The sequence below is a fragment of the Amaricoccus macauensis genome (assembly GCF_014201905.1).
GTDB lineage: Bacteria > Pseudomonadota > Alphaproteobacteria > Rhodobacterales > Rhodobacteraceae > Amaricoccus > Amaricoccus macauensis.
Genome location: NZ_JACHFM010000001.1, coordinates 1,517,182 through 1,534,763, shown reverse-complemented (window position 1 = coordinate 1,534,763; position 17,582 = coordinate 1,517,182). Strand labels below are relative to the sequence as shown.

Sequence of the window (17,582 nt, the reverse complement as noted above, 5' to 3'; positions counted from 1 at the left end):
GTCAGGCGAGGAGCCGGCGCAGAACCGCGTTCAGCAATCGACGGCCATCCGGAGTCGCAATGACCCGGCCGTCGATGGGGCGGAGCAATCCGAGATCACAGAGTTCGCCCAGCCGATCGGCCGGGAGTGGCTTGCCGGCAAGCGCGGCGTACCGGCCTGCGTCGACGCCTTCGGCGAGACGTAGTCCCATCATCAGCATTTCGACCGCCTGGTCGGCCGGTTCCACCGGCTCACGCAGGATGATGCCGGTTCCGCTGGTATTGATCGCGTCAAGATAGGCTTCGGGCAATCGGACCGCCTCGGTCGCCCAACGAGTCGGCCCGAGTGTCACGCGCCCGTGGGCGCCGGGTCCGATGCCGAGATAGTCACCATATCGCCAATAGACCAGATTGTGCCGGCTCTCTGCCCCTTTTCGGGCGTGATTTGAGACCTCATAGGCCGGCATGCCCGCATCCCGGCAAATATCCTGGGTGATGGCATACATCTCGGCCGCGTTCCCGTCGGTGGGCAGATCACGCAGATTGCCCCGTGCCGCGAGCTCACCAAATCGGGTGCCGGGTTCAATCGTGAGCTGATAGAGCGAAAGATGATCGACGGCGAGGTCGAGGGCCATCCGAAGCTCGCTCTCCCAGTCCGCCACCGTCTGACGTTGGCGGGCATAGATCAGATCGAAGCTGACACGGGTGAAGCTCGTCCGGGCGATGTCAAACGCCTTCAGCGCCTCCGCTGCGGTGTGGCGGCGGCCAAGCGCCCGCAGGTCAACGTCATGGAGTGACTGGATGCCCATGGACAGCCGATTCACGCCGGCGTCGCGAAAGCCGCGGAACCGTTCGGCTTCAACTGACGTCGGATTGGCTTCAAGGGTGATCTCGACGTCTTCCGCGATGCCCCAGCCGCGATCAATCGCCGAGATCACCGCGCCGACTGTGTCGGGTGGCATCAGGCTCGGCGTGCCGCCGCCGAAGAAGACACTCTCGACGCGTCGACCGGGCACTTCGGCCGCGGCGCGCTCGATCTCGGTCACAAGCGCGCTGGTCCAGAGGGCGGTATCGATCTGGTTGCGGACGTGACTGTTGAAGTCGCAGTACGGGCACTTGGCCGCGCAAAACGGCCAGTGGACATAGATGCCGAAACCGCCGTGTTGCCAGTCGGTGGATGCTGCCGGAGCAACCGGAGCCGTGGACACGCTCATCCCCGGAATGCCGTGACCTCGATTTCGACCTTCATGTCGGGATTGAGAAGATCGGCGAAGACCATGGTCGCGGCGGGTCGTGCGTCACCGAAAGCCGTGCTGACCACCGGCTCCAGCGCCGGAAAATGCGCGCGGTCGGTCACGGTATACTGGACGCGGACCACGTCCGTGAGGCTGAAGCCGGCTTCCGTCAGCGCGGCCTCGATCGTCCTGAACGCCGCACGGGCCTGATCGCCAGCGTCGGTCGGCAGCGTACCTGTCTCCGGGTCGTACCCCGTGGAGCCGGACACGAAACACCAGTCCCCTTGCGCGATGGCCCGTGAATAGCCGAACCGGGCTTCAAAGGGCGACCCACTGGATATCTGCCTGCGCACGCTTCGGCTCCTCGAGAGACACGCTGCCGCGAAGCGGCGGACGGCATCGGCACGGTGGCTGATACGGTTCTTCTCGTCGAGGGAAAGTTCGCCCAGCGTGACCTCGAAACCGTCCGGCTGGAACACCGGGTCGTAGCCGTGGCCACCGGCGCCACGCAACGGCCAGACGCAACGTCCCTCGATGCGTCCCTCGAACGACTCTTCATGACCGTCGGGCCATGCCAGCACCAACGTCGAGCGGAAGCGAGCGGTCCAGGGTTCCGGCTGACCGCTCGCCACCAGCGCGTCGTGCGCCCGGGTCATCGCCCGCACGAAATCCCGACCGCCCGGACCCTCGGCCCAGTCGGCGGTGTAGACCCCCGGCGCGCCGTCGAGCGCGTCGATCTCGATCCCGGAGTCGTCGGCCAGCGCCGGAAGGCCGCTGGCGGAGGCCGCTGCGTGCGCCTTGATCCGGGCGTTTCCAAGAAAGCTCGTCTCGGTCTCGGCCGGCTCGGGAAGCCCAAGCTCGCCGCCGGAGACCAGTTCGACCGGGTAGCCGGCAAGCAGCCCGCGGAATTCCTCAAGCTTGCCGGCGTTGTGGGTCGCGACGACGAGCTTGCCGGGCAACAGCTTCCTCGTCACGCGATGGCAGCCTTCTGCGCGGCGACCAGTTCGGCGATGCCCTTCTCGGCGTGGTTCATCAGCGCGTCGAGTTCCGCGCGGCTGAAGGTCGCGCCTTCGGCGCTGCCCTGCACTTCGATCAGGCCGCCGTTTTCGGTCATGACAAAATTCGCGTCAGTGCCCGCCACGCTGTCCTCGGCATAGTCGAGATCGAGCACCGGCTGGCCGCCGTAGATGCCGCAGCTCACCGCGGCCACATGGGCGGTCAGCGGGTCACTCTTGATCGTCCCGGCCTTCAGGAGTGTGTTCACCGCGAGGCGGAGTGCGATCCAGCCGCCGGTGATCGACGCGCAGCGTGTGCCGCCGTCGGCCTGCAGCACGTCGCAGTCAACGGTGATCTGGCGTTCGCCGAGCGCCGGACGATCGACCGCCGCGCGCAGGGACCGGCCGATCAGTCGCTGAATTTCCTGGGTCCGGCCGGACTGCTTGCCGGCCGATGCCTCGCGCCGGCTCCGGGTGGTGGTCGAGCGCGGCAGCATGCCGTATTCGGCCGTCACCCAGCCAAGTCCCGACTTGCGCAGGAACGGCGGGACGGACTCCTCGACGCTGGCAGTGCAGAGGACGTGGGTGTCGCCCATGCGGATCAGGCAGGATCCTTCCGCGTGTCGGGAGACGCCTGTCTCGATCGTGACCTGGCGAAGCGCATCGGTGGCGCGGCCGGATGGGCGCATGGGTGGGTTCTCCTTCGGGCCTTCGGCCCGCGTCCTTATCGCGGGGACCGACCGGCGTCCAGCCGACGCCGGAGCCATCAAGGCAGAGTTTCACACCAGGACAACCTTTGATTGAATAGCCCAGTGAGAATCACCTATAAAGGCTGCGATCTTGAGGTTGCAGGTCGCCAGAAACACAATATGATGGGGTTCAAGAAACATCCCACCGAGATGTCGCATCATTGATACAGGCCAGCCCGTGCAATCCGTGAATCCCAAGCCAGGGACCCAGGTTAGCGTCGCAACCACCCCGCTGCAGGTTCGCGGCCGATCGTTCACGGCGGTGGTGCTGCGCATGGCCGGCCCGCCCGACGCGGGCTTCTTCGAGGCGCTCGATACGCTGATGCGTCAGGCGCCGCATTTCTTCGTCAACGCGCCGCTCGTCCTCGACGTGGAGCATGCCGCCGATCTTGGCGAGAAGGCCGAGTTCGTGAAGCTCGTCCATCAGCTCCGAGCCCGCAAGCTCTTTGCCGTGGGCATTCAGGGCGCGACCCCCGAGCAGGGCAATGCCGCCTTCGGCGCCGGCCTCATCACGCTGCAGGGTGGCCGCGAGGCCTCGCTCGAGCGCGGGGCTGCGCGTGCCGCTCCGGCCGAGCTCAAGGCGGTGACGTCCGTCGAGCCTGCCGCAACGCTGCTGATCACCGAGCCGGTCCGCTCTGGCCAGCGCATCTTCGCCGACCGCGGTGATCTCATCGTCATGGCGCCGGTCAGCTCGGGTGCCGAACTCATCGCGCATGGCAACATTCACATCTACGGGCCGCTGAGGGGCCGCGCGCTGGCGGGCGTGAACGGCGACCGGACCGCACGGATCTTCTGCCAGAACCTCGAGGCCGAGCTCATCGCCATCGCCGGCCTCTACCGCACCAGCGACGACCTCGGGCCGGCCCTGCGCCAGACCCGGATCCAGGCATTCCTCAAGGACGACACGCTGTGTGTCGAGCCTCTCAAATAACCCGCAGCATCGAATAAGGGAGCATCGTTTGGCCAAGATCATCGTAGTCACTTCCGGTAAGGGCGGCGTCGGCAAGACGACCTCCACTGCCGCCATCGGCGCAGGTCTCGCGATGCGCGGGAAGAAGACCGTCGTCATCGATTTCGACGTGGGTCTGCGCAATCTCGACATGATCATGGGGTGCGAGCGCCGGGTGGTGTTCGACTTCATCAACGTCATTCAGGGCGATGCGAAGATCAAGCAGGCGCTGATCACCGACCGTCGCCTCGAAAACCTGTCGATCCTGCCCACCTCGCAGACGCGTGACAAGGACGCGCTGACCAAGGAGGGTGTCGAGAAGGTGCTGAACGAACTGCGCGAACAGTTCGATTACATCATCTGCGACAGCCCGGCGGGCATCGAGCGCGGCGCGCATCTCGCGATGTACTACGCCGACGAGGCCGTCGTCGTGACCAACCCGGAAGTCTCGTCGGTTCGTGACAGCGACCGCGTGCTCGGCCTGCTGTCGGCCAAGACCAACCGCGCCGAGAAGGGCGAGGGCGAGGTCAAGTCGCACCTGCTGCTGACCCGCTACGACCCGGCGCGTGTCGCCCGTGGCGAGATGATGAAGGTCGATGACATCCTCGAGATCCTGTCGATCCCGCTCCTCGGCATCATCCCCGAGAGCACCGCGGTCCTGAAGGCGTCCAACGTCGGCACGCCCGTCACATTCGACACCAAGTCGAATGCCGGGAAGGCCTATGAGGACGCCGTGTCGCGTCTGATCGGCGAGCAGCTGGAAATGAAGATCCAGCCCGAACGTCAGGGCCTGTTCCAGCGGCTCCTGCGGCGGACGGCGTGAGGGGTGACGGCATGAGCATGCTCAACTTTTTCCGGCGACCCCGAAACCTCACCTCGGCCGACTCCGCCAAGGAACGGCTGCAGATCCTGCTCTCCCATGAGCGCACCGACCGGTCGAGCCCGGAGTATCTGCCGATGCTCCAGCGCGACATCCTCGAGGTGATCCAGCGCTACATGCGGGTGGGCGACGAGGGCGTCGACATCAAGCTTGAGCGCGGCGAGGAGCTTTCGACGCTCGAGATCAATATCGAGCTGCCCGGCAAGAGCGGCGCCGAGGCGCGCGGCGCGGCCTGATCCCGACCGGCCCCTGTCCGGGACCGGTCCTTTTTCACCTTGCGCCCGGCGGGATCCCCCCGACCGGGCGCAAGGTGCGTCATCCCTCTTCCGGGGTCTCGGGCGGCGAGATCGCGAAGCCGCGAAATGACGCCTCGAAGCCGGCCCTCTGCGGCGAGCAGCACATGGGCCCGACGCCTGCCTGACCCAGGGGAAAGAACGCGAGGCGCAGCATCCGCCAGGATGCGGGTTCGATCGCCTCCGCCCAATGGACATGCACGGCTGATCCGATCCGCGTCAGTCGCAGGCGGATCCAGTCGGCGTCGCTCGGGCATGGCATTGTCGACCAGTCGGACACCTCGCGTGTCACGACCACACTCAACATCCGGCGTCCGCCGACGAACTCGATCCCGGCCTTGATCCAGGTCTCGGCATCGAGGCGGAGCATCAGCCCGGCCTGATCGTAGAGTTCGGAGTACGCGCCCCGGAACGTCACCTCCGCCGCGAAATCTCCCTCGGCGTGGGCCAGCCGGGCGTGACCATCGTCACGGATGAAGCCGTAGTGCGTCCGCCGCCAGAAATCCGTGCGCCCGCCGGTCGTGACGTGGAGCGCGTCCGCTTCCTCCCGCCATGCCGGGGGCTCGTTCAGCCATTCCATGCCGGTCATGCCCCGGTCTTCCACGGCACCAGCCGCCGTTCGGTCCAGCGCATGAGCAGCTCGATGCCGTAGCCGATGAGGCCGATGAGGACGATGCCGATCACCACCGTGTCGGTTTGCAGGAAGTTCTTGGCGATCATGATCATCGAGCCAAGCCCCCTGTCAGCGGCGACGAGTTCCGCCGCGACCACGGTGCTCCAGCAGACGCCCATCGAGGTGCGAAGCCCGGTGAAGATCTCCGGCAGAGCGTTTGGCAGGATCACGTGCCGCAGAATCTGCATCCGCGATGCCCCGAGCGAGTAGGCGGCGTGGACCTTGGTGATCGCGACGCCCGAGACGCCGGCGCGGGCCGCCAGCGTCATGATGAAGAGTGCCGCGAGGAACAGGAGGACGATCTTCGCCACCTCGCCGATGCCGAACCACAGGATGATGAGCGGGATGAGCGCAAGCGGCGGGATCGGCCGCATGAACTCGACGACCGGGTCGAAGAGCCCGCGCGCCACCGACGAGAGCCCCATGGCGAAGCCGAGGGGGATCCCGATGAGCGCGCCGAAGAAGACACCCGAGAGCACGCGAAACACGCTGATGCCCACATGCTCCCAGAGCGGCACATTGCGGAAACCTTCGGTGGCGAGCCTGACCAGCCGGTCCCATGTGGCGCCGATCGGCGGCCAGTAGAACGCGGGGATCCAGCCGTGGCGCGAGGCGATCGCCCAGAGCCCGACGAGAACGACGACAATCAGGATCGACCAGATCCGTCCCGAACGGATGGCACTCGCGTCGCCGAAACGCACGGTCTTTGCCTGTGTCAGCGGTCCGTCGGCGAGGCCGAGCCAGATCGCGAGGCGGCCGGGTTCATGTGACATCCTGCGCCCCGCCCATGATCTCTTCCTCCATGCTCCAGATCATCGAAAGCACCTCCTCGCGCACCTGCACGAAGTCGGCGGAAGCCTTCACCGTCCGGGCCTCGGTCCGGAGCGCCATCTCGGCAAACGGCAAGGCCATGTCGCGGATGACGCGCCCCGGCCGTGGCGCCATGACGATCAGCCGCTCGCCGAGGAAGAGCGCCTCCTCGACGGAGTGGGTGATGAGCACGATCGTCTTGCCCGTCTCTTTCCAGAGCCGGAGCACGAGACCCTGCATCCTCTCGCGGGTGAGCGCGTCGAGGGCGCCCAGCGGCTCGTCCATCAGGATGACGCCCGGATCGTTCGCGAGACAGCGGGCGAGCGCCACCCGTTGCTGCATCCCGCCCGACAGCCGGTAGACCGGTGTGTCGGCGAACCCCCCGAGGCCCACCCGGCGGAGAAGTTCGGCGACCAGGGCGTCGGCCTCGCGCCGGGCGCGTCCGGCCATGCGCGGGCCGAAGCCCACGTTCTCCGCGACGGACATCCACTCGAAGAGCGCACCCTGCTGGAACACCATGCCGCGCTCGGCGCCGGGGCCGGTCACCCTCCGGCCACCCACCACCACTGCCCCGGAGGTGGGCTTCAGGAACCCGGCAACGATGTTCAGGAGCGTGGTCTTGCCGCACCCCGAGGGCCCGAGGATCGCGACCATCTGGCCTTCCGGGATGTCGAGCGCCACGTGTTCGAGCGCCCGCACGCTGCCGCCCCCCGGCAGCGTGTAGACCATCGAGAGGTCCTCGATGCGAATGCCGGCCACGGTGGCGGCTTACTTCAGGAAGCTTGGATCGACGAACTTCGAGTAGTCGTCGAGGGGCTTGTCGAGATTGCCCGTCGCCGTCATCACGTCCGCCACGCCCTTCGCGGCCTCTTGCACGCCGCCCCCGAGCCAGTTCGCGGAGAGCTGTTCCTCGTTCGACGGGAAGCTGAAGTTCGCCATCATCGCCTTGGTAGCGTCGAGGTCCATGCCGGCGGCGCCGGAGACCACCTCGTAGACGGCGCTCGGATCCTTGGCGTAAGCGGCGTTGGCCGCGTCGGTCACCGCGAGGAACTTTCTCAGGAGGTCCGGGTGCTCGGCCGCGAAGCTGTCGGTCGCCGAGACGATGTCGAAGGTGTTGATGCCGACCGCTTCCTGTTCGGCGCCGGTCATCAGCGGCTTGCCGACGGTCCGCATCCGGTCGATCGGGCCGCCGAAGGCGCAGGCCATCACCACGTCGCCACGGACGAGCGCCACTGCGGCGTCGGCGCCGTTCATCTGCACGATGTCGACCTTCGCCGGATCGACGCCGAGGTGGGTCAGGGTGCGAAGCAGCTTGTAGTGCGTGACGTTGCCGGTCGGAGTCGCCACCTTCTTGCCCTCGAGCTCCCTGGCGTTGTCCTTGGTGATGCCGGCATCATCACGCACGATGCAGAGATCGTTCTCGGCATAGGTGACCGCGATCCCCACAAGCTTCAGCGGCGCGCCACTGGTCACGCCGACGACGAACGGCACGAAGCCCTGGCTGTAGGCGATATCCACGTCACCCGAGACCATCGCCTGGGTCATCTCGTTGCCGTTGCCGAAGGCACGCCATTCGACCTCGACGCCGAGCTCCTTGTCATAGGTCTTGTCGACCTGCGCGACCTGGTTGGCGGTCGGCCATTCGAGGAAATAGGCCACCGTTACCTTGTCCGCCGCGACGGCCGCGCTGGCGATCAGCGTCGCGGCGAGAAGGCCGATGGCCCCGGTCCGAGCGATCATTTTTCATCTCCCCTGTTGGCCGGTCGTTCCGGCAGGCGCTCCGGTTTTCCCCATGGGCGCCGCCGGTCATTCAGACAGCTTTTCCGGGTTGCGGCAACGGGCTGGTGGGGGCCGTCGTAATACGTGTGCTCAGGCCTCGATCGCGGCCTTCAGTGCCCGAAGCGCCTCGGCCACGCGGGCGAGGGCCGGGGCGTCGGTGCTGCGCGCCACGAGGGTCGCTCCGAAGACCCCTTCCCGGCTGAAGGGGTAGCAGCCGATCGACACCTCCGGGTGCGCGGTGGCGATCGCCCCGAGCGGCCCCGCCAGAACGCCTTCGGGCCGCATGACCTGCACGGTCTCGCTGAGGAGCGGCGCCCCGCCGGTCAGCTTCGGCAGGAGGCTCGCCACCATCGCCTCGAAGACGGCGGGCACGCCCGCCATGACGTGGACGTTGCCGATGGAGAACCCCGGGGCCTTCGAGACCGGGTTGTCGATCAGCGTTGCGCCGTCCGGGATGCGCGCCATGCGCAGCCGTGCGGGGTTCAGGTCGACATCCGGGTTCGCGTAGTTCGTCGCGAGGATCGCCCGGGCGTCCTCGCGCACGTCGATGCCCACCCCGAAGGCTGCGGCCACGCAGTCGGCGGTGATGTCGTCGTGCGTCGGCCCGATGCCGCCCGAGGTGAAGACATGATCGTAGCGCGCCCGGAGCGCGTTCACCGCGCCGGAAATCTCCTCGGCCACGTCCGGCACCACCCGCGCCTCCGCCAGCGTGATGCCCTTCTCCCCGAGCTTCAGCGCCAGATGCGGCATGTTCGCGTCCCGGGTCCGGCCCGAGAGGATCTCGTCGCCGATCGTCAGCATCGCGGCCGTAGGATTGGGCATCGGGGTCGTCCTTGCGCTTGTTCTCGGGCGAGCCTTGCGCCAAGGGAGCGTCATGCGCTTTGCCACCCCCCTCGTTCGCGGCCGCCTCGTGCAGCGGTATAAACGCTTTCTGGCTGACGTCATCCTCGACGACGGCCGCGCTGTAACCGCGCATTGCGCCAACCCCGGTGCCATGCTCGGCCTGAAGGATCCGGGCGTTACCGTCTGGCTCGAGCATGTCCCTGATCCCCGCCGGGCGCTGGCCTGGTCGTGGCGGCTCGTGGAGCTGCCGGACGGCCATCTCGCGGGCATCGACACCAGCCTGCCGAACCGCATCGTCGCCGAGGCGCTGGCCGAGGATCGCATCCCGGGACTGACCGGCTATCAGCGGATCCGCCCGGAGGTGCGTTATGCCACGAAGAGCCGGGTCGACTTCCTGCTCTCGGCGGAGGGGCGCCCTGACGCCTATGTCGAGGTGAAGAACGTCCACCTGCGCCGGACGGGACGCCTCGCCGAGTTTCCCGACAGCGTCACCGCCCGGGGCGCGCGCCATCTCGCCGATCTCGCCGCGATGGTGGCCGAGGGCCATCGCGCCGTCATGCTCTACGTGGTGCAGCGGACGGACTGCGACCGGTTCGCGGTCTCCGGCGATCTCGATCCGGCCTATGCCGCCGCCTATGCGGCCGCGCGGGCGCAGGGCGTGGAAGTGCTGGTGCACACCACCCGAATTGACAGGTTGGGGATCACGCTGGATCAGCCGCTGCCGGCGCTGGCATAATTGCCTCGGCCATTTGCAAAACTACGAGCGGAGATCTACATCAGTGGATCATGCTCGGAGTGTCCGCTTTGGATCAGATGTTGACTGGCCGCCTGAACAAGGACGGCATTCGCTTGCACAATCCCGAAGATTTTGCCGGGATGCGTGTTGCCGGGCGTCTGGTGGCGGACATCCTCGACAGGATTGCCCCGGCCGTCATGCCGGGGGTGAGCACGGGCGAGCTCGACTCGCAGATCCACGAGATGATCCGCGCCGCGGGCGCCACCTCGGCCACCGTCGGCTACAAGGGCTATCAGCACGCCAGCTGCATCTCGATCAACCACGTGGTCTGCCACGGGATCCCGTCAAACGTGCGCACGCAGGGCGCCCCTTCGCCGTTCCTGAAGGACGGTGACATCCTGAACATCGACGTCACGGTCATCGTCGACGGCTGGTTCGGCGACTCGAGTCGGATGTATGTGGCGGGCAAGCCGGCCCGCAAGTCCGAGCGGCTGATCGACATCACCCACGACGCCTTGATGGAGGGGATCGCCCAGGTCGTGCCCGGCAATACCTTCGGTGACATCGGTGCCGCGATCCAGCGCTTTGCCGAGGGCCATCGCTGCTCGGTGGTCCGTGACTTCTGCGGTCACGGCATCGGCCGGGTGTTCCACGCCACGCCGAACGTGCTGCACTATGGCCGCTGGGGGTCCGGGCCGGTGCTGGAGCCGGGGATGTTCTTCACCATCGAGCCGATGATCAACCTCGGCCGGCCGGAGACGAAGATCCTCGACGACGACTGGACTGCCGTGACCAGGGACCGCTCGCTCTCGGCGCAGTTCGAGCACGCAGTGGGTGTCACCGAGACCGGCTGCGAGATCTTCACGCTCTCGCCGACGGACCGTTTCCACCCGACGTGGGATCGCAAGGCGGACTGAGCTCCGGGCGGGGGGCTCAGGGCGAGTTCGCCGTCAGCTCTGCCGCCGTCACCTCGGGCTTCAGGGTCTGCTCCCGGTAGAAGATGAAGAGGCCCGCCGCGACGATCACCGCGGCGCCGGCGAGCACGTTCCAGCCCGGAACGTCGCCGAAGATCGCCCAGCCCATGACGATGCCCCAGAGCAGCAGCGTGTACTGGAACGGCGCCAGAACCGCGACCGGCGCGAGCTTCATGGCCCGGATGATCATCAGGTGCGCGGTGATCGCCACCACCCCGAGGAACATCATCCAGAACACGCCCGATCCGGTGAGCGGCCGCCAGTCGAAGACCGCGAGCGCACCGGCGGCCACCAGCGCGCCGATGGTCTGGAACGTCCCCAGGGCCGTGCCACTGGTTCCGGCCAGCATCCGGTTGAGGACGAGCGCCAGCGAATAGCAGACGCTGCCGATAAGCGCGATCAGCGCCGGACCCGTCAGGGTGGCCGTCGAGGGCTTGAGAGCGATCAGGACGCCGACGAAGCCGACCGCAATGGCGCTCCATCGCCGCCAGCCGATCTGTTCGCCAAGGAGCAGTCGCGCGGCGAGCAGCGTATAGATCGGTCCGGCCATGTAGAACGTCATCACGTCGGCAAGCGGCATCCAGACGCAGGCGGCGTAGAAGAGCCCGGTGTCGAGCGTGGCGAACACCACGCGCGCGATTTGCAGTGCCGGCCGATCGACGTTGCGGAACGGGTTCACGCCCGCGCGCCAGAGCATCGGCCCGAGGATGAGGAAGCTGCCAACGGAGCGAATCGCCACGAGCTGCGCCACGCCGAAGGTCGCGACCAGGTACTTGCCGAGCGCGTCATTGAGGGCGAAGACGAAATAGCCGCCGGCCATCAGGGCGATCCCGAGCGTCACTGCCTTCGCGTGACCCGACATCGGTTGTACCGCTGCGGTCATTCCCAGTCCCTCTGCGCGTCTGGCCCTCTGCATGTCTGGCTGTGGGCGTCGCGTCTGTTGAATCGTTTCACAGACGGGACGGATTGCACCTCGCGCGGCGTGCCACGCGGCATCCGTCCCCATCCTCCTTCAAGCCATGAAGTCCGATTCACGCAAGGGTCAGACGCGAAAAGAGCGCACTATTTCATGCTCTGGGTCCCCAAAGGACCACGGCGGCGCCGGCGAGGCAGATGAGACCGCCGGTCAGGTCCCAGCGGTCCGGCCGCGCTCCCTCTACCGCCCAGAGCCAGAGGAGCGAGGCCGCGACGTAGACGCCGCCATAGGCGGCGTAGGCGCGCCCGGCGTGATCGGCCGGACTCGCCGCGAGCAGCGCCGCGAACGCGACGAGGGAAACGACGCCGGGGACAAGCCAGAGCGCGGAGTGCCCCTGCCGGAGCCACATCCAGACCGCGAAGCACCCGGCGATTTCCGCGAGCGCGGCGGCCGCGTAGATCGCGAGCGCCGCCACCCCGGTCAGATCGCCGCCAGCATGGTCTCGCCACCGGAGATGTCGCACTCGCCGGGGTTGGCCTCGAGGTTCAGCACCTTCACCTCGCCGTCGACCACGTACATCGCGTAGCGCTTGGAACGGTCGTAGAAGCCCGCTTCCGCGCGGCTGAAGCGGAGGCCGAGCGCGCCGGTCAGTTCCGAGGCAGCGTCGGCCAGCATCCGGATCCCGGCCTTGTCGGCCCCCGCGCCCTCGCCCCACGCCTTCATGACGAACGGGTCATTCACCGAGACGCAGACGATGTCGTCGACGCCCTTCGCCCGAAGCTGGTCGGCGACGCGCATGAAACTCGGCAGATGCTTCGTCGAGCAGGTTCCGGTGTAGGCGCCGGGCAAACCGAAGATCACCACGTTCCGCCCGCTGGTGAGCTCGCTCACGCTGACTGGCGCAAGTCCTGCGTCGGTCATCTCGAGCAGCGTCGCCTCGGGCAGCTTCTCACCCATCGCAATCGTCATCACGGTCCCTTTCCCGGTTGCCGGACGTGTCGGGGGACATATAGACGGGCCAACCTGCCCGGGAAAGCCAAACGGGAAAGCAATGCTCCCGGGCATTGCAGACGTCCGCGCCGTGGAGGATCGGTGCAGGCCGGCGGTGGAGCGGCTGGCCGCCCGATGTCGCGCTCCGCGAAGAGCCTGCTAGCCTGCTCAGGTGATTTGCGGCGCAGCCGCCGCTGAGCGACACGGCCCCACCCCAGCCGCGACCACCGGCAGAGCCGGGATCGCGGATGCCAACCAGGAGAAATGCTGCTGGCTGCGGAACCTAGGGTGCCGAACGTGGCAGCGACTGATGCAGCCCCGTGGCCAATCGCTCGACTTCTGCCAACGCGGCACGCAGGTCGCGCATCAAATCGTCAGGATCGAGTCCTCCGCGTGGCGGCGGCCCTCCCGGGGGCAGGCAATCGGCCGCGGGATTTCCAGCGATCTGAGGCCCGTACTGCTGGATGATCTCGACAATCAGGTACGGACTCGAGCGCAGATCGAGCGTGTCGCCGTACCGCTCGACGATCTCACGGACGATGCCATCATTGGGATGCTTCATGCTCCGAGCCCCTTCCGCTTGCACCCCTCGGAAAGGGGCGCTCGTGTTGCCAGGTGGTCAGGATGATCTTCTGTCCCTGCCAGACTGGTCGACCCGAGTGGATCATACCATGATTGCACCGCCCCGACGGCAGAAAATTGCGCCACGCGATCAGCCTTCCGGCGATCGGCCGGACGCTGACCCCGAGCGCTCGGAAATGCGTGGCTCCACCACGGGCGGGAGCCTGCACGACAAGAAGGAAGGTTCGCTCGCGCTCTCCGCTCGCATGTGTCCCGAAGGCACCGCAGTCGAGATGGTAGTCGAAGAAGTCGCCTCGGCGGTACCGGCTCATTTGCCATGGCTCGAAGCGGTCCACCAGTGCGTGGCACCGGTCCGCCAACCGCGCCTCGATGGCCGGCAGCAGTTCCTGCCCTGCCGCATCGAGGTCTCCCTCTCCGACCGAGTCGCTGTGCCGACCTCCGCGTGCCGAGAGGACGCTTCGCGCATCCGGCAGACCCGAGAGGCTTGGCCGCCAGCAGTTCGCCGGGGCAGCGGCCGCGAGGCGGGCGCACTCGTCACTGCTCAGAAACTCGTCGATGACCTCAACGGGTCCATTCATGCGTGCTCACCCGGAAGAACGAGCGGAACGCCGATCCGTCGCTCGTAGGACTGGAGTGACCGCTTCCGGCCAGTCTCGCATCCCGCGCTTCCCGCTCCTGTCAGAACGCGTCGCGTCTGCGCGAGAGAGCGACGATCCCGCTCGCTCCAGTCGGCGTGGTCCTCCCAGTGGCATCGTCTGGTCTTGCGGGCGTAGACGTGCCAGGCGACAACCCGATGCGGGTGAAAGAAGTCGTAGCCGCGGCACCAGGCCCGCACGCCCGTCGTGATCTCGTCCCCGAAGAAGTAGATCGCAGGGTCGAGCGGCACCTCGATGTTGAACCGCCCGTCGCTGAACAGCAGTCCCAGCGCGAGAAACTCCGCCGGCACCGGCGCGCCGAGCCAGGATGGCAGGGCGATCTCATGTCCTGCGAAGTGCAGGAGCATGCCGGCAATGTAGCCTTCCCGATAGATCTTGAGCGGCCGCCACGATCTGCCTCTCGGATACGTGGCAGGATCGAAGTCGGGCGGATAACCGGTGATCAATGGCCTCTCCGAGCCCCTGGACCGGCAGCCCTCCAGCATGGCCGCGAGCTTGCAGTCCCAGTCGAGCGCGAAACGCAAGTGCGAGTCGATGATCAGGGAGTATCGCTCTCCCGCCCACTGACGCTGCACACGTCGCCTCGCCCAGTTGGCACCGTCGCTGAGCGTGTGCGGCACCTCGTCGATTTCCACGCTCCAACGTGGATCGAGCCCTGGCGGCGGATCATCTGGCGCTCGCTGCCAACACACTCGCACCCGAAGCCGCTCCGGATGGCGCGCAGTCTCGAAGAGGCTCGCAATCGTCGGCCAGACTTGCGGGTCGCGATAGGCGGCAATTTGTACGAACACGTCCTGCACGCTGCAGCCCGCCGGGTTCCGCGTCTTCCCCAAAGGCTATCACGCGTTCTTCTCGATGGCGAGCAGACCGTCGATTGCGCGGCCTCCGGCCTGACGCTACAGGCGATCGGACAAGGAGCACCCGATGCGCATCATCTCCGGCCGCTGGCGCGGCACCGCGCTTGCCCCGGTCGGCGCCGGCGACGAGGCGGCCCGCCTCCGCCCCACGTCCGACCGGGTGCGCGAGAGCCTGTTCAACCTGCTCGCCCACGGGGACCATGCGCCTCTTGAAGGCGCCCGCGTGCTCGATCTCTTCGCCGGGACTGGCGCGCTCGGGCTCGAGGCGCTGTCGCGGGGCGCGGCCTTCGCGGTGTTCGTCGAGCAGGGACGGCCGGCGCTGAAGCTGTTGGAGGCGAACCTCGCGCGCCTGCGGGCCGGCGACCTGGCCCGTGTCCTGCCGCGCGATGCCACACGGCTCGGGGCGAACCCCGGCGAGCCTGCGAGCCTCGTCTTTCTCGATCCGCCTTACGGTCGCGGTCTTGGGGAGCAGGCGATCGACGCGGCCCTCGCGGGCGGATGGATTGCGCCGGGCGCGACGATTGTCTGGGAGGAAGGTGCCATGCCGCCGCCGCCGCCCGGCTTGACCCTTCGCGACCGGCGCCAGTATGGGGATACCATGATCTTCCTCTACAAGTTGACCGGCCCATGACCGAGGCCCGCCGCCTGCTCGGCTCCGTCTTCGGCTTTCCCGACTTTCGCCCCGGCCAGGAGGAGATCGTCACCGCGGTCGAGGCCGGGCGCAACGTGCTTGCCATCATGCCGACCGGCGGCGGCAAGTCGCTCTGCTACCAGTTGCCGGCGCTGACCCGTGCTGGCGTCACCCTCGTCGTCTCGCCGCTCATCGCCCTCATGCGCGATCAGGTCCGCGCGCTTCGTGCCGCGGGTGTCGCCGCCGGGGCGCTGACCTCGCAGTCGACGCCCGAGGAGACCGAGGAGACCTTCGCTGCCCTCGATGACGGTCGGCTCAAACTGCTCTACATGGCGCCCGAGCGCCTCGCCGCCGGGGCGACGGCCCAGCTTCTCCGCCGGATCCGCCCCGCCCTGCTTGCGGTCGACGAGGCGCATTGCGTCAGTCAGTGGGGCCACGATTTCCGCCCGGACTACCTGCGCATCGGGGAGCTGCGCCGGGCGCTTGGCGGTATCCAGACCGTGGCGCTGACCGCCACCGCCGACGAGGAAACCCGGGCCGAGATCGTCCGGCGGCTGTTCGACGATCAGGCACCGGCGAGCTTCCTGCGCGGCTTCGATCGCCCGAACCTGACGCTGGGCTTCGCGCCGAAGGACGAGCCGCGCCGCCAGATCCTCGCCTTTGCCGACGCCCGCCGGGGTCAATCCGGCATCGTCTACTGCGCGAGCCGTGCCCGGACCGAGACCCTTGCGACCGCCCTCGGGCAGGCGGGCCACACCGCGCTCGCCTACCACGCCGGGCTTGACCCGGACTCGCGTCGCCACGCGGAGACGCGGTTTCAGCGTGAGGACGGGCTCGTGGTCTGCGCCACCATTGCCTTCGGCATGGGCGTCGACAAACCCGATATCCGCTACGTCGCCCACGCCGATCTGCCGAAGTCGATCGAAAGCTACTATCAGGAGATCGGCCGGGCAGGGCGCGACGGAGCGCCCGCCGACACGCTCACGCTCTATGGCCCGGACGACATTCGCCTGCGCCGGACGCAGATCGACGAGAGCGCCGCGCCCATGGAGCGCAAGCAGGCCGATCACGCACGGCTGAACGCGCTTCTCGGACTCGCCGAGGCGCATCGCTGCCGGCGCAAGACTCTGCTCGCCTATTTCGGCGAGAGCTATGAGCCGCCCTGCAACAACTGCGACCTCTGCCGCCAGCCGCCGAAGCTCTTCGACGGTACCGAAGCCGCGCGGAAGGCGTTTTCGGCGATCCTGCGCACCGGCGAGAGCTTCGGGGTCGGGCACCTCGTCGACATCCTGCGCGGCGAGGCGACGGACAAGGTCAAGCTGCGCGGCCATGATCGCCTGCCGACCTTCGGTGTTGGCCGCGACCGCTCGAAGTCGGAGTGGCAGGCGATCTTCCGGCAGCTCATGGGCCTCGATCTGGTGCGGCCCGATCCCGAACGACACGGTGCCCTGCGTCTCACCGAGGCGGCGCGGCCGGTCCTGAGGGGCGAGGCGAGCCTCGAGCTTCGCGCCGACAGCATCGCCCGCGCGGCGAAGGCCGCCCGCTCCGAGCCCGCCGCGCTGGTCTCCGAGGAGGACGAGGGGATGCTCGCGGCGCTGAAGGCGCGGCGCCGGGCGCTCGCCGACGATCAGGGCGTGCCGGCCTATGTCATCTTTCCGGACCGCACGCTCATCGAGATGGCGACCCGCCGGCCGGGCAGCCTCGACGAGATGGCCGGGATCACCGGCGTTGGCGCGGTGAAGCTCGAACGCTTCGGCTCGGATTTCCTTGCCGTCCTGACCGGAGAGGTCGCGCCCCAGCCGCATCCCGCGCGGCTTCGGGCGGCAGGCCGGGGCGAAGGTGTCCTCATCGACCGGTTGCACGAGGCACAGGTGGCGCTGGCCCGGGGAGCGGGCGGGCTGGAGAAGCCGCTGAACTGCGCCACGTCGACGCTGGCAAGGATCGCCGAGCAGCGGCCGCGCACGCTGGCCGAGCTCGAGCGCATCGCCGGCATGGGGCCGCAGAAGGCCGAACGCTTCGGCGAGGCGTTTCTCGCGATCCTGCACCCGTAGGACTG

General features: G+C 67.7%; 20 protein-coding genes and 3 pseudogenes. 7 read left to right on the top strand and 16 right to left on the bottom strand.

Features of this window, described 5'->3' with window-relative positions; genetic code table 11:
• Position 1: 1 nt before the first annotated feature.
• The 4 genes and pseudogenes from hemW to rph form a co-directional block, all read right to left on the bottom strand.
• On the bottom strand, positions 2-1,186 hold the full coding sequence (gene hemW / locus HNP73_RS07400; protein WP_343063213.1) for a radical SAM family heme chaperone HemW: 1,185 nt from the start codon (positions 1,184-1,186) through the stop codon (positions 2-4).
• 2 nt (positions 1,187-1,188) lie between these two features.
• The gene (locus HNP73_RS23200; protein ID WP_343063225.1) at positions 1,189-1,566 is read right to left on the bottom strand and encodes a RidA family protein; all 378 of its coding nucleotides are present in this window, start codon (positions 1,564-1,566) and stop codon (positions 1,189-1,191) included.
• 18 nt (positions 1,567-1,584) lie between these two features.
• Positions 1,585-2,187, bottom strand: a pseudogene (locus HNP73_RS22885) (non-canonical purine NTP pyrophosphatase); the annotation flags it as partial.
• Positions 2,184-2,897: a ribonuclease PH gene (gene rph, locus HNP73_RS07390; RefSeq protein WP_184147919.1), complete on the bottom strand. Its 714-nt coding sequence runs from the start codon at positions 2,895-2,897 to the stop codon at positions 2,184-2,186. The gene rph and the pseudogene HNP73_RS22885, both read right to left, overlap by 4 nt.
• 238 nt (positions 2,898-3,135) lie before the next feature.
• On the opposite strand from rph, the gene minC reads away from it, so the two are divergent.
• The 3 genes from minC to minE are packed head-to-tail and all read left to right on the top strand — an operon-like array spanning position 3,136 to position 5,022.
• On the top strand, positions 3,136-3,888 hold the full coding sequence (gene minC, locus HNP73_RS07385) for a septum site-determining protein MinC (protein WP_343063212.1): 753 nt from the start codon (positions 3,136-3,138) through the stop codon (positions 3,886-3,888).
• Positions 3,889-3,916: 28 nt separating this feature from the next.
• Positions 3,917-4,729 (top strand): septum site-determining protein MinD, encoded by an 813-nt coding sequence (gene minD, locus HNP73_RS07380; protein ID WP_184147917.1) that lies wholly within the window; start codon positions 3,917-3,919, stop codon positions 4,727-4,729.
• Positions 4,730-4,740: 11 nt separating this feature from the next.
• A complete protein-coding gene (gene minE, locus HNP73_RS07375) occupies positions 4,741-5,022 on the top strand; it encodes a cell division topological specificity factor MinE (protein ID WP_184147916.1) in 282 nt (93 codons plus the stop codon).
• A 79-nt stretch (positions 5,023-5,101) separates the two neighbouring features.
• On the opposite strand, the gene HNP73_RS07370 is transcribed toward minE, so the two are convergent.
• The 5 genes and pseudogenes from HNP73_RS07370 to HNP73_RS07350 form a co-directional block, all read right to left on the bottom strand.
• Complete coding sequence (locus HNP73_RS07370; RefSeq protein ID WP_184147915.1) at positions 5,102-5,668, bottom strand: DUF1349 domain-containing protein; 567 nt, start codon at positions 5,666-5,668, stop codon at positions 5,102-5,104.
• A pseudogene (locus HNP73_RS07365) lies at positions 5,665-6,306 on the bottom strand (ABC transporter permease subunit); the annotation flags it as partial. The gene HNP73_RS07370 and the pseudogene HNP73_RS07365, both read right to left, overlap by 4 nt.
• Before the next feature lie 208 nt (positions 6,307-6,514).
• Positions 6,515-7,321 (bottom strand): ATP-binding cassette domain-containing protein, encoded by an 807-nt coding sequence (locus HNP73_RS07360; protein WP_184147913.1) that lies wholly within the window; start codon positions 7,319-7,321, stop codon positions 6,515-6,517.
• 9 nt (positions 7,322-7,330) lie between these two features.
• Positions 7,331-8,302, bottom strand: coding sequence for a taurine ABC transporter substrate-binding protein (locus HNP73_RS07355; protein ID WP_184147912.1), 972 nt, complete (start codon positions 8,300-8,302; stop codon positions 7,331-7,333).
• 129 nt (positions 8,303-8,431) lie between these two features.
• Positions 8,432-9,163 carry a competence/damage-inducible protein A gene (locus HNP73_RS07350; protein ID WP_184147911.1) on the bottom strand — a complete coding sequence of 244 codons (732 nt, stop codon included), beginning with the start codon at positions 9,161-9,163 and terminating at the stop codon, positions 8,432-8,434.
• A 52-nt stretch (positions 9,164-9,215) separates the two neighbouring features.
• On the opposite strand from HNP73_RS07350, the gene sfsA reads away from it, so the two are divergent.
• The gene (gene sfsA, locus HNP73_RS07345; protein WP_184147910.1) at positions 9,216-9,920 is read left to right on the top strand and encodes a DNA/RNA nuclease SfsA; all 705 of its coding nucleotides are present in this window, start codon (positions 9,216-9,218) and stop codon (positions 9,918-9,920) included.
• 77 nt (positions 9,921-9,997) lie between these two features.
• Positions 9,998-10,837 (top strand): type I methionyl aminopeptidase, encoded by an 840-nt coding sequence (gene map / locus HNP73_RS07340; RefSeq protein WP_184148086.1) that lies wholly within the window; start codon positions 9,998-10,000, stop codon positions 10,835-10,837.
• Between the two features lie 16 nt (positions 10,838-10,853).
• On the opposite strand, the gene HNP73_RS07335 is transcribed toward map, so the two are convergent.
• From HNP73_RS07335 to HNP73_RS24065, 7 genes and pseudogenes are all read right to left on the bottom strand, one after another.
• Entirely contained in the window at positions 10,854-11,777 is a 924-nt protein-coding gene (locus HNP73_RS07335) for a DMT family transporter (RefSeq protein WP_184147909.1), read from the bottom strand.
• 184 nt (positions 11,778-11,961) lie between these two features.
• Entirely contained in the window at positions 11,962-12,285 is a 324-nt protein-coding gene (locus HNP73_RS07330; protein WP_184147908.1) for a YnfA family protein, read from the bottom strand.
• A 5-nt stretch (positions 12,286-12,290) separates the two neighbouring features.
• Positions 12,291-12,779, bottom strand: coding sequence for a peroxiredoxin (locus HNP73_RS07325; RefSeq protein WP_184147907.1), 489 nt, complete (start codon positions 12,777-12,779; stop codon positions 12,291-12,293).
• 304 nt (positions 12,780-13,083) lie between these two features.
• Entirely contained in the window at positions 13,084-13,362 is a 279-nt protein-coding gene (locus HNP73_RS07320) for a hypothetical protein (protein ID WP_184147906.1), read from the bottom strand.
• Positions 13,346-13,693, bottom strand: a complete 348-nt coding sequence (locus HNP73_RS24070; protein WP_184147905.1) for a 2OG-Fe(II) oxygenase — start codon at positions 13,691-13,693, stop codon at positions 13,346-13,348. Before HNP73_RS24070 ends, HNP73_RS07320 begins: the two co-directional genes overlap by 17 nt.
• A gap of 263 nt (positions 13,694-13,956) precedes the next feature.
• Positions 13,957-14,673: a GlcNAc-transferase family protein gene (locus HNP73_RS07310; RefSeq protein ID WP_343063211.1), complete on the bottom strand. Its 717-nt coding sequence runs from the start codon at positions 14,671-14,673 to the stop codon at positions 13,957-13,959.
• A 33-nt stretch (positions 14,674-14,706) separates the two neighbouring features.
• Positions 14,707-14,829 (bottom strand): annotated as a pseudogene (locus tag HNP73_RS24065) (GlcNAc-transferase family protein); the annotation flags it as partial.
• Between the two features lie 133 nt (positions 14,830-14,962).
• Here HNP73_RS24065 and rsmD point away from each other — a divergent pair.
• A complete protein-coding gene (gene rsmD, locus HNP73_RS07305) occupies positions 14,963-15,526 on the top strand; it encodes a 16S rRNA (guanine(966)-N(2))-methyltransferase RsmD (RefSeq protein ID WP_184147903.1) in 564 nt (187 codons plus the stop codon).
• Entirely contained in the window at positions 15,523-17,577 is a 2,055-nt protein-coding gene (recQ, locus tag HNP73_RS07300) for a DNA helicase RecQ (protein ID WP_184147902.1), read from the top strand. Before rsmD ends, recQ begins: the two co-directional genes overlap by 4 nt.
• The last annotated feature ends 5 nt before the right edge of the window (positions 17,578-17,582 follow it).

Coding starts and splice junctions, on each gene's coding strand:
- rph (WP_184147919.1), bottom strand. CDS start 2,897: ATGCGCCCATCCGGCCGCGCCACCGATGCGCTTCGCCAGGTCACGATC.
- minE (WP_184147916.1), top strand. CDS start 4,741: ATGAGCATGCTCAACTTTTTCCGGCGACCCCGAAACCTCACCTCGGCC.
- map (WP_184148086.1), top strand. CDS start 9,998: ATGTTGACTGGCCGCCTGAACAAGGACGGCATTCGCTTGCACAATCCC.
- HNP73_RS07325 (WP_184147907.1), bottom strand. CDS start 12,779: ATGACGATTGCGATGGGTGAGAAGCTGCCCGAGGCGACGCTGCTCGAG.
- HNP73_RS07320 (WP_184147906.1), bottom strand. CDS start 13,362: ATGAAGCATCCCAATGATGGCATCGTCCGTGAGATCGTCGAGCGGTAC.
- recQ (WP_184147902.1), top strand. CDS start 15,523: ATGACCGAGGCCCGCCGCCTGCTCGGCTCCGTCTTCGGCTTTCCCGAC.
- HNP73_RS07335 (WP_184147909.1), bottom strand. CDS start 11,777: ATGACCGCAGCGGTACAACCGATGTCGGGTCACGCGAAGGCAGTGACG.
- sfsA (WP_184147910.1), top strand. CDS start 9,216: ATGCGCTTTGCCACCCCCCTCGTTCGCGGCCGCCTCGTGCAGCGGTAT.
- rsmD (WP_184147903.1), top strand. CDS start 14,963: ATGCGCATCATCTCCGGCCGCTGGCGCGGCACCGCGCTTGCCCCGGTC.
- HNP73_RS07370 (WP_184147915.1), bottom strand. CDS start 5,668: ATGACCGGCATGGAATGGCTGAACGAGCCCCCGGCATGGCGGGAGGAA.
- HNP73_RS07350 (WP_184147911.1), bottom strand. CDS start 9,163: ATGCCCAATCCTACGGCCGCGATGCTGACGATCGGCGACGAGATCCTC.
- HNP73_RS24070 (WP_184147905.1), bottom strand. CDS start 13,693: ATGAGCCGGTACCGCCGAGGCGACTTCTTCGACTACCATCTCGACTGC.
- HNP73_RS07355 (WP_184147912.1), bottom strand. CDS start 8,302: ATGATCGCTCGGACCGGGGCCATCGGCCTTCTCGCCGCGACGCTGATC.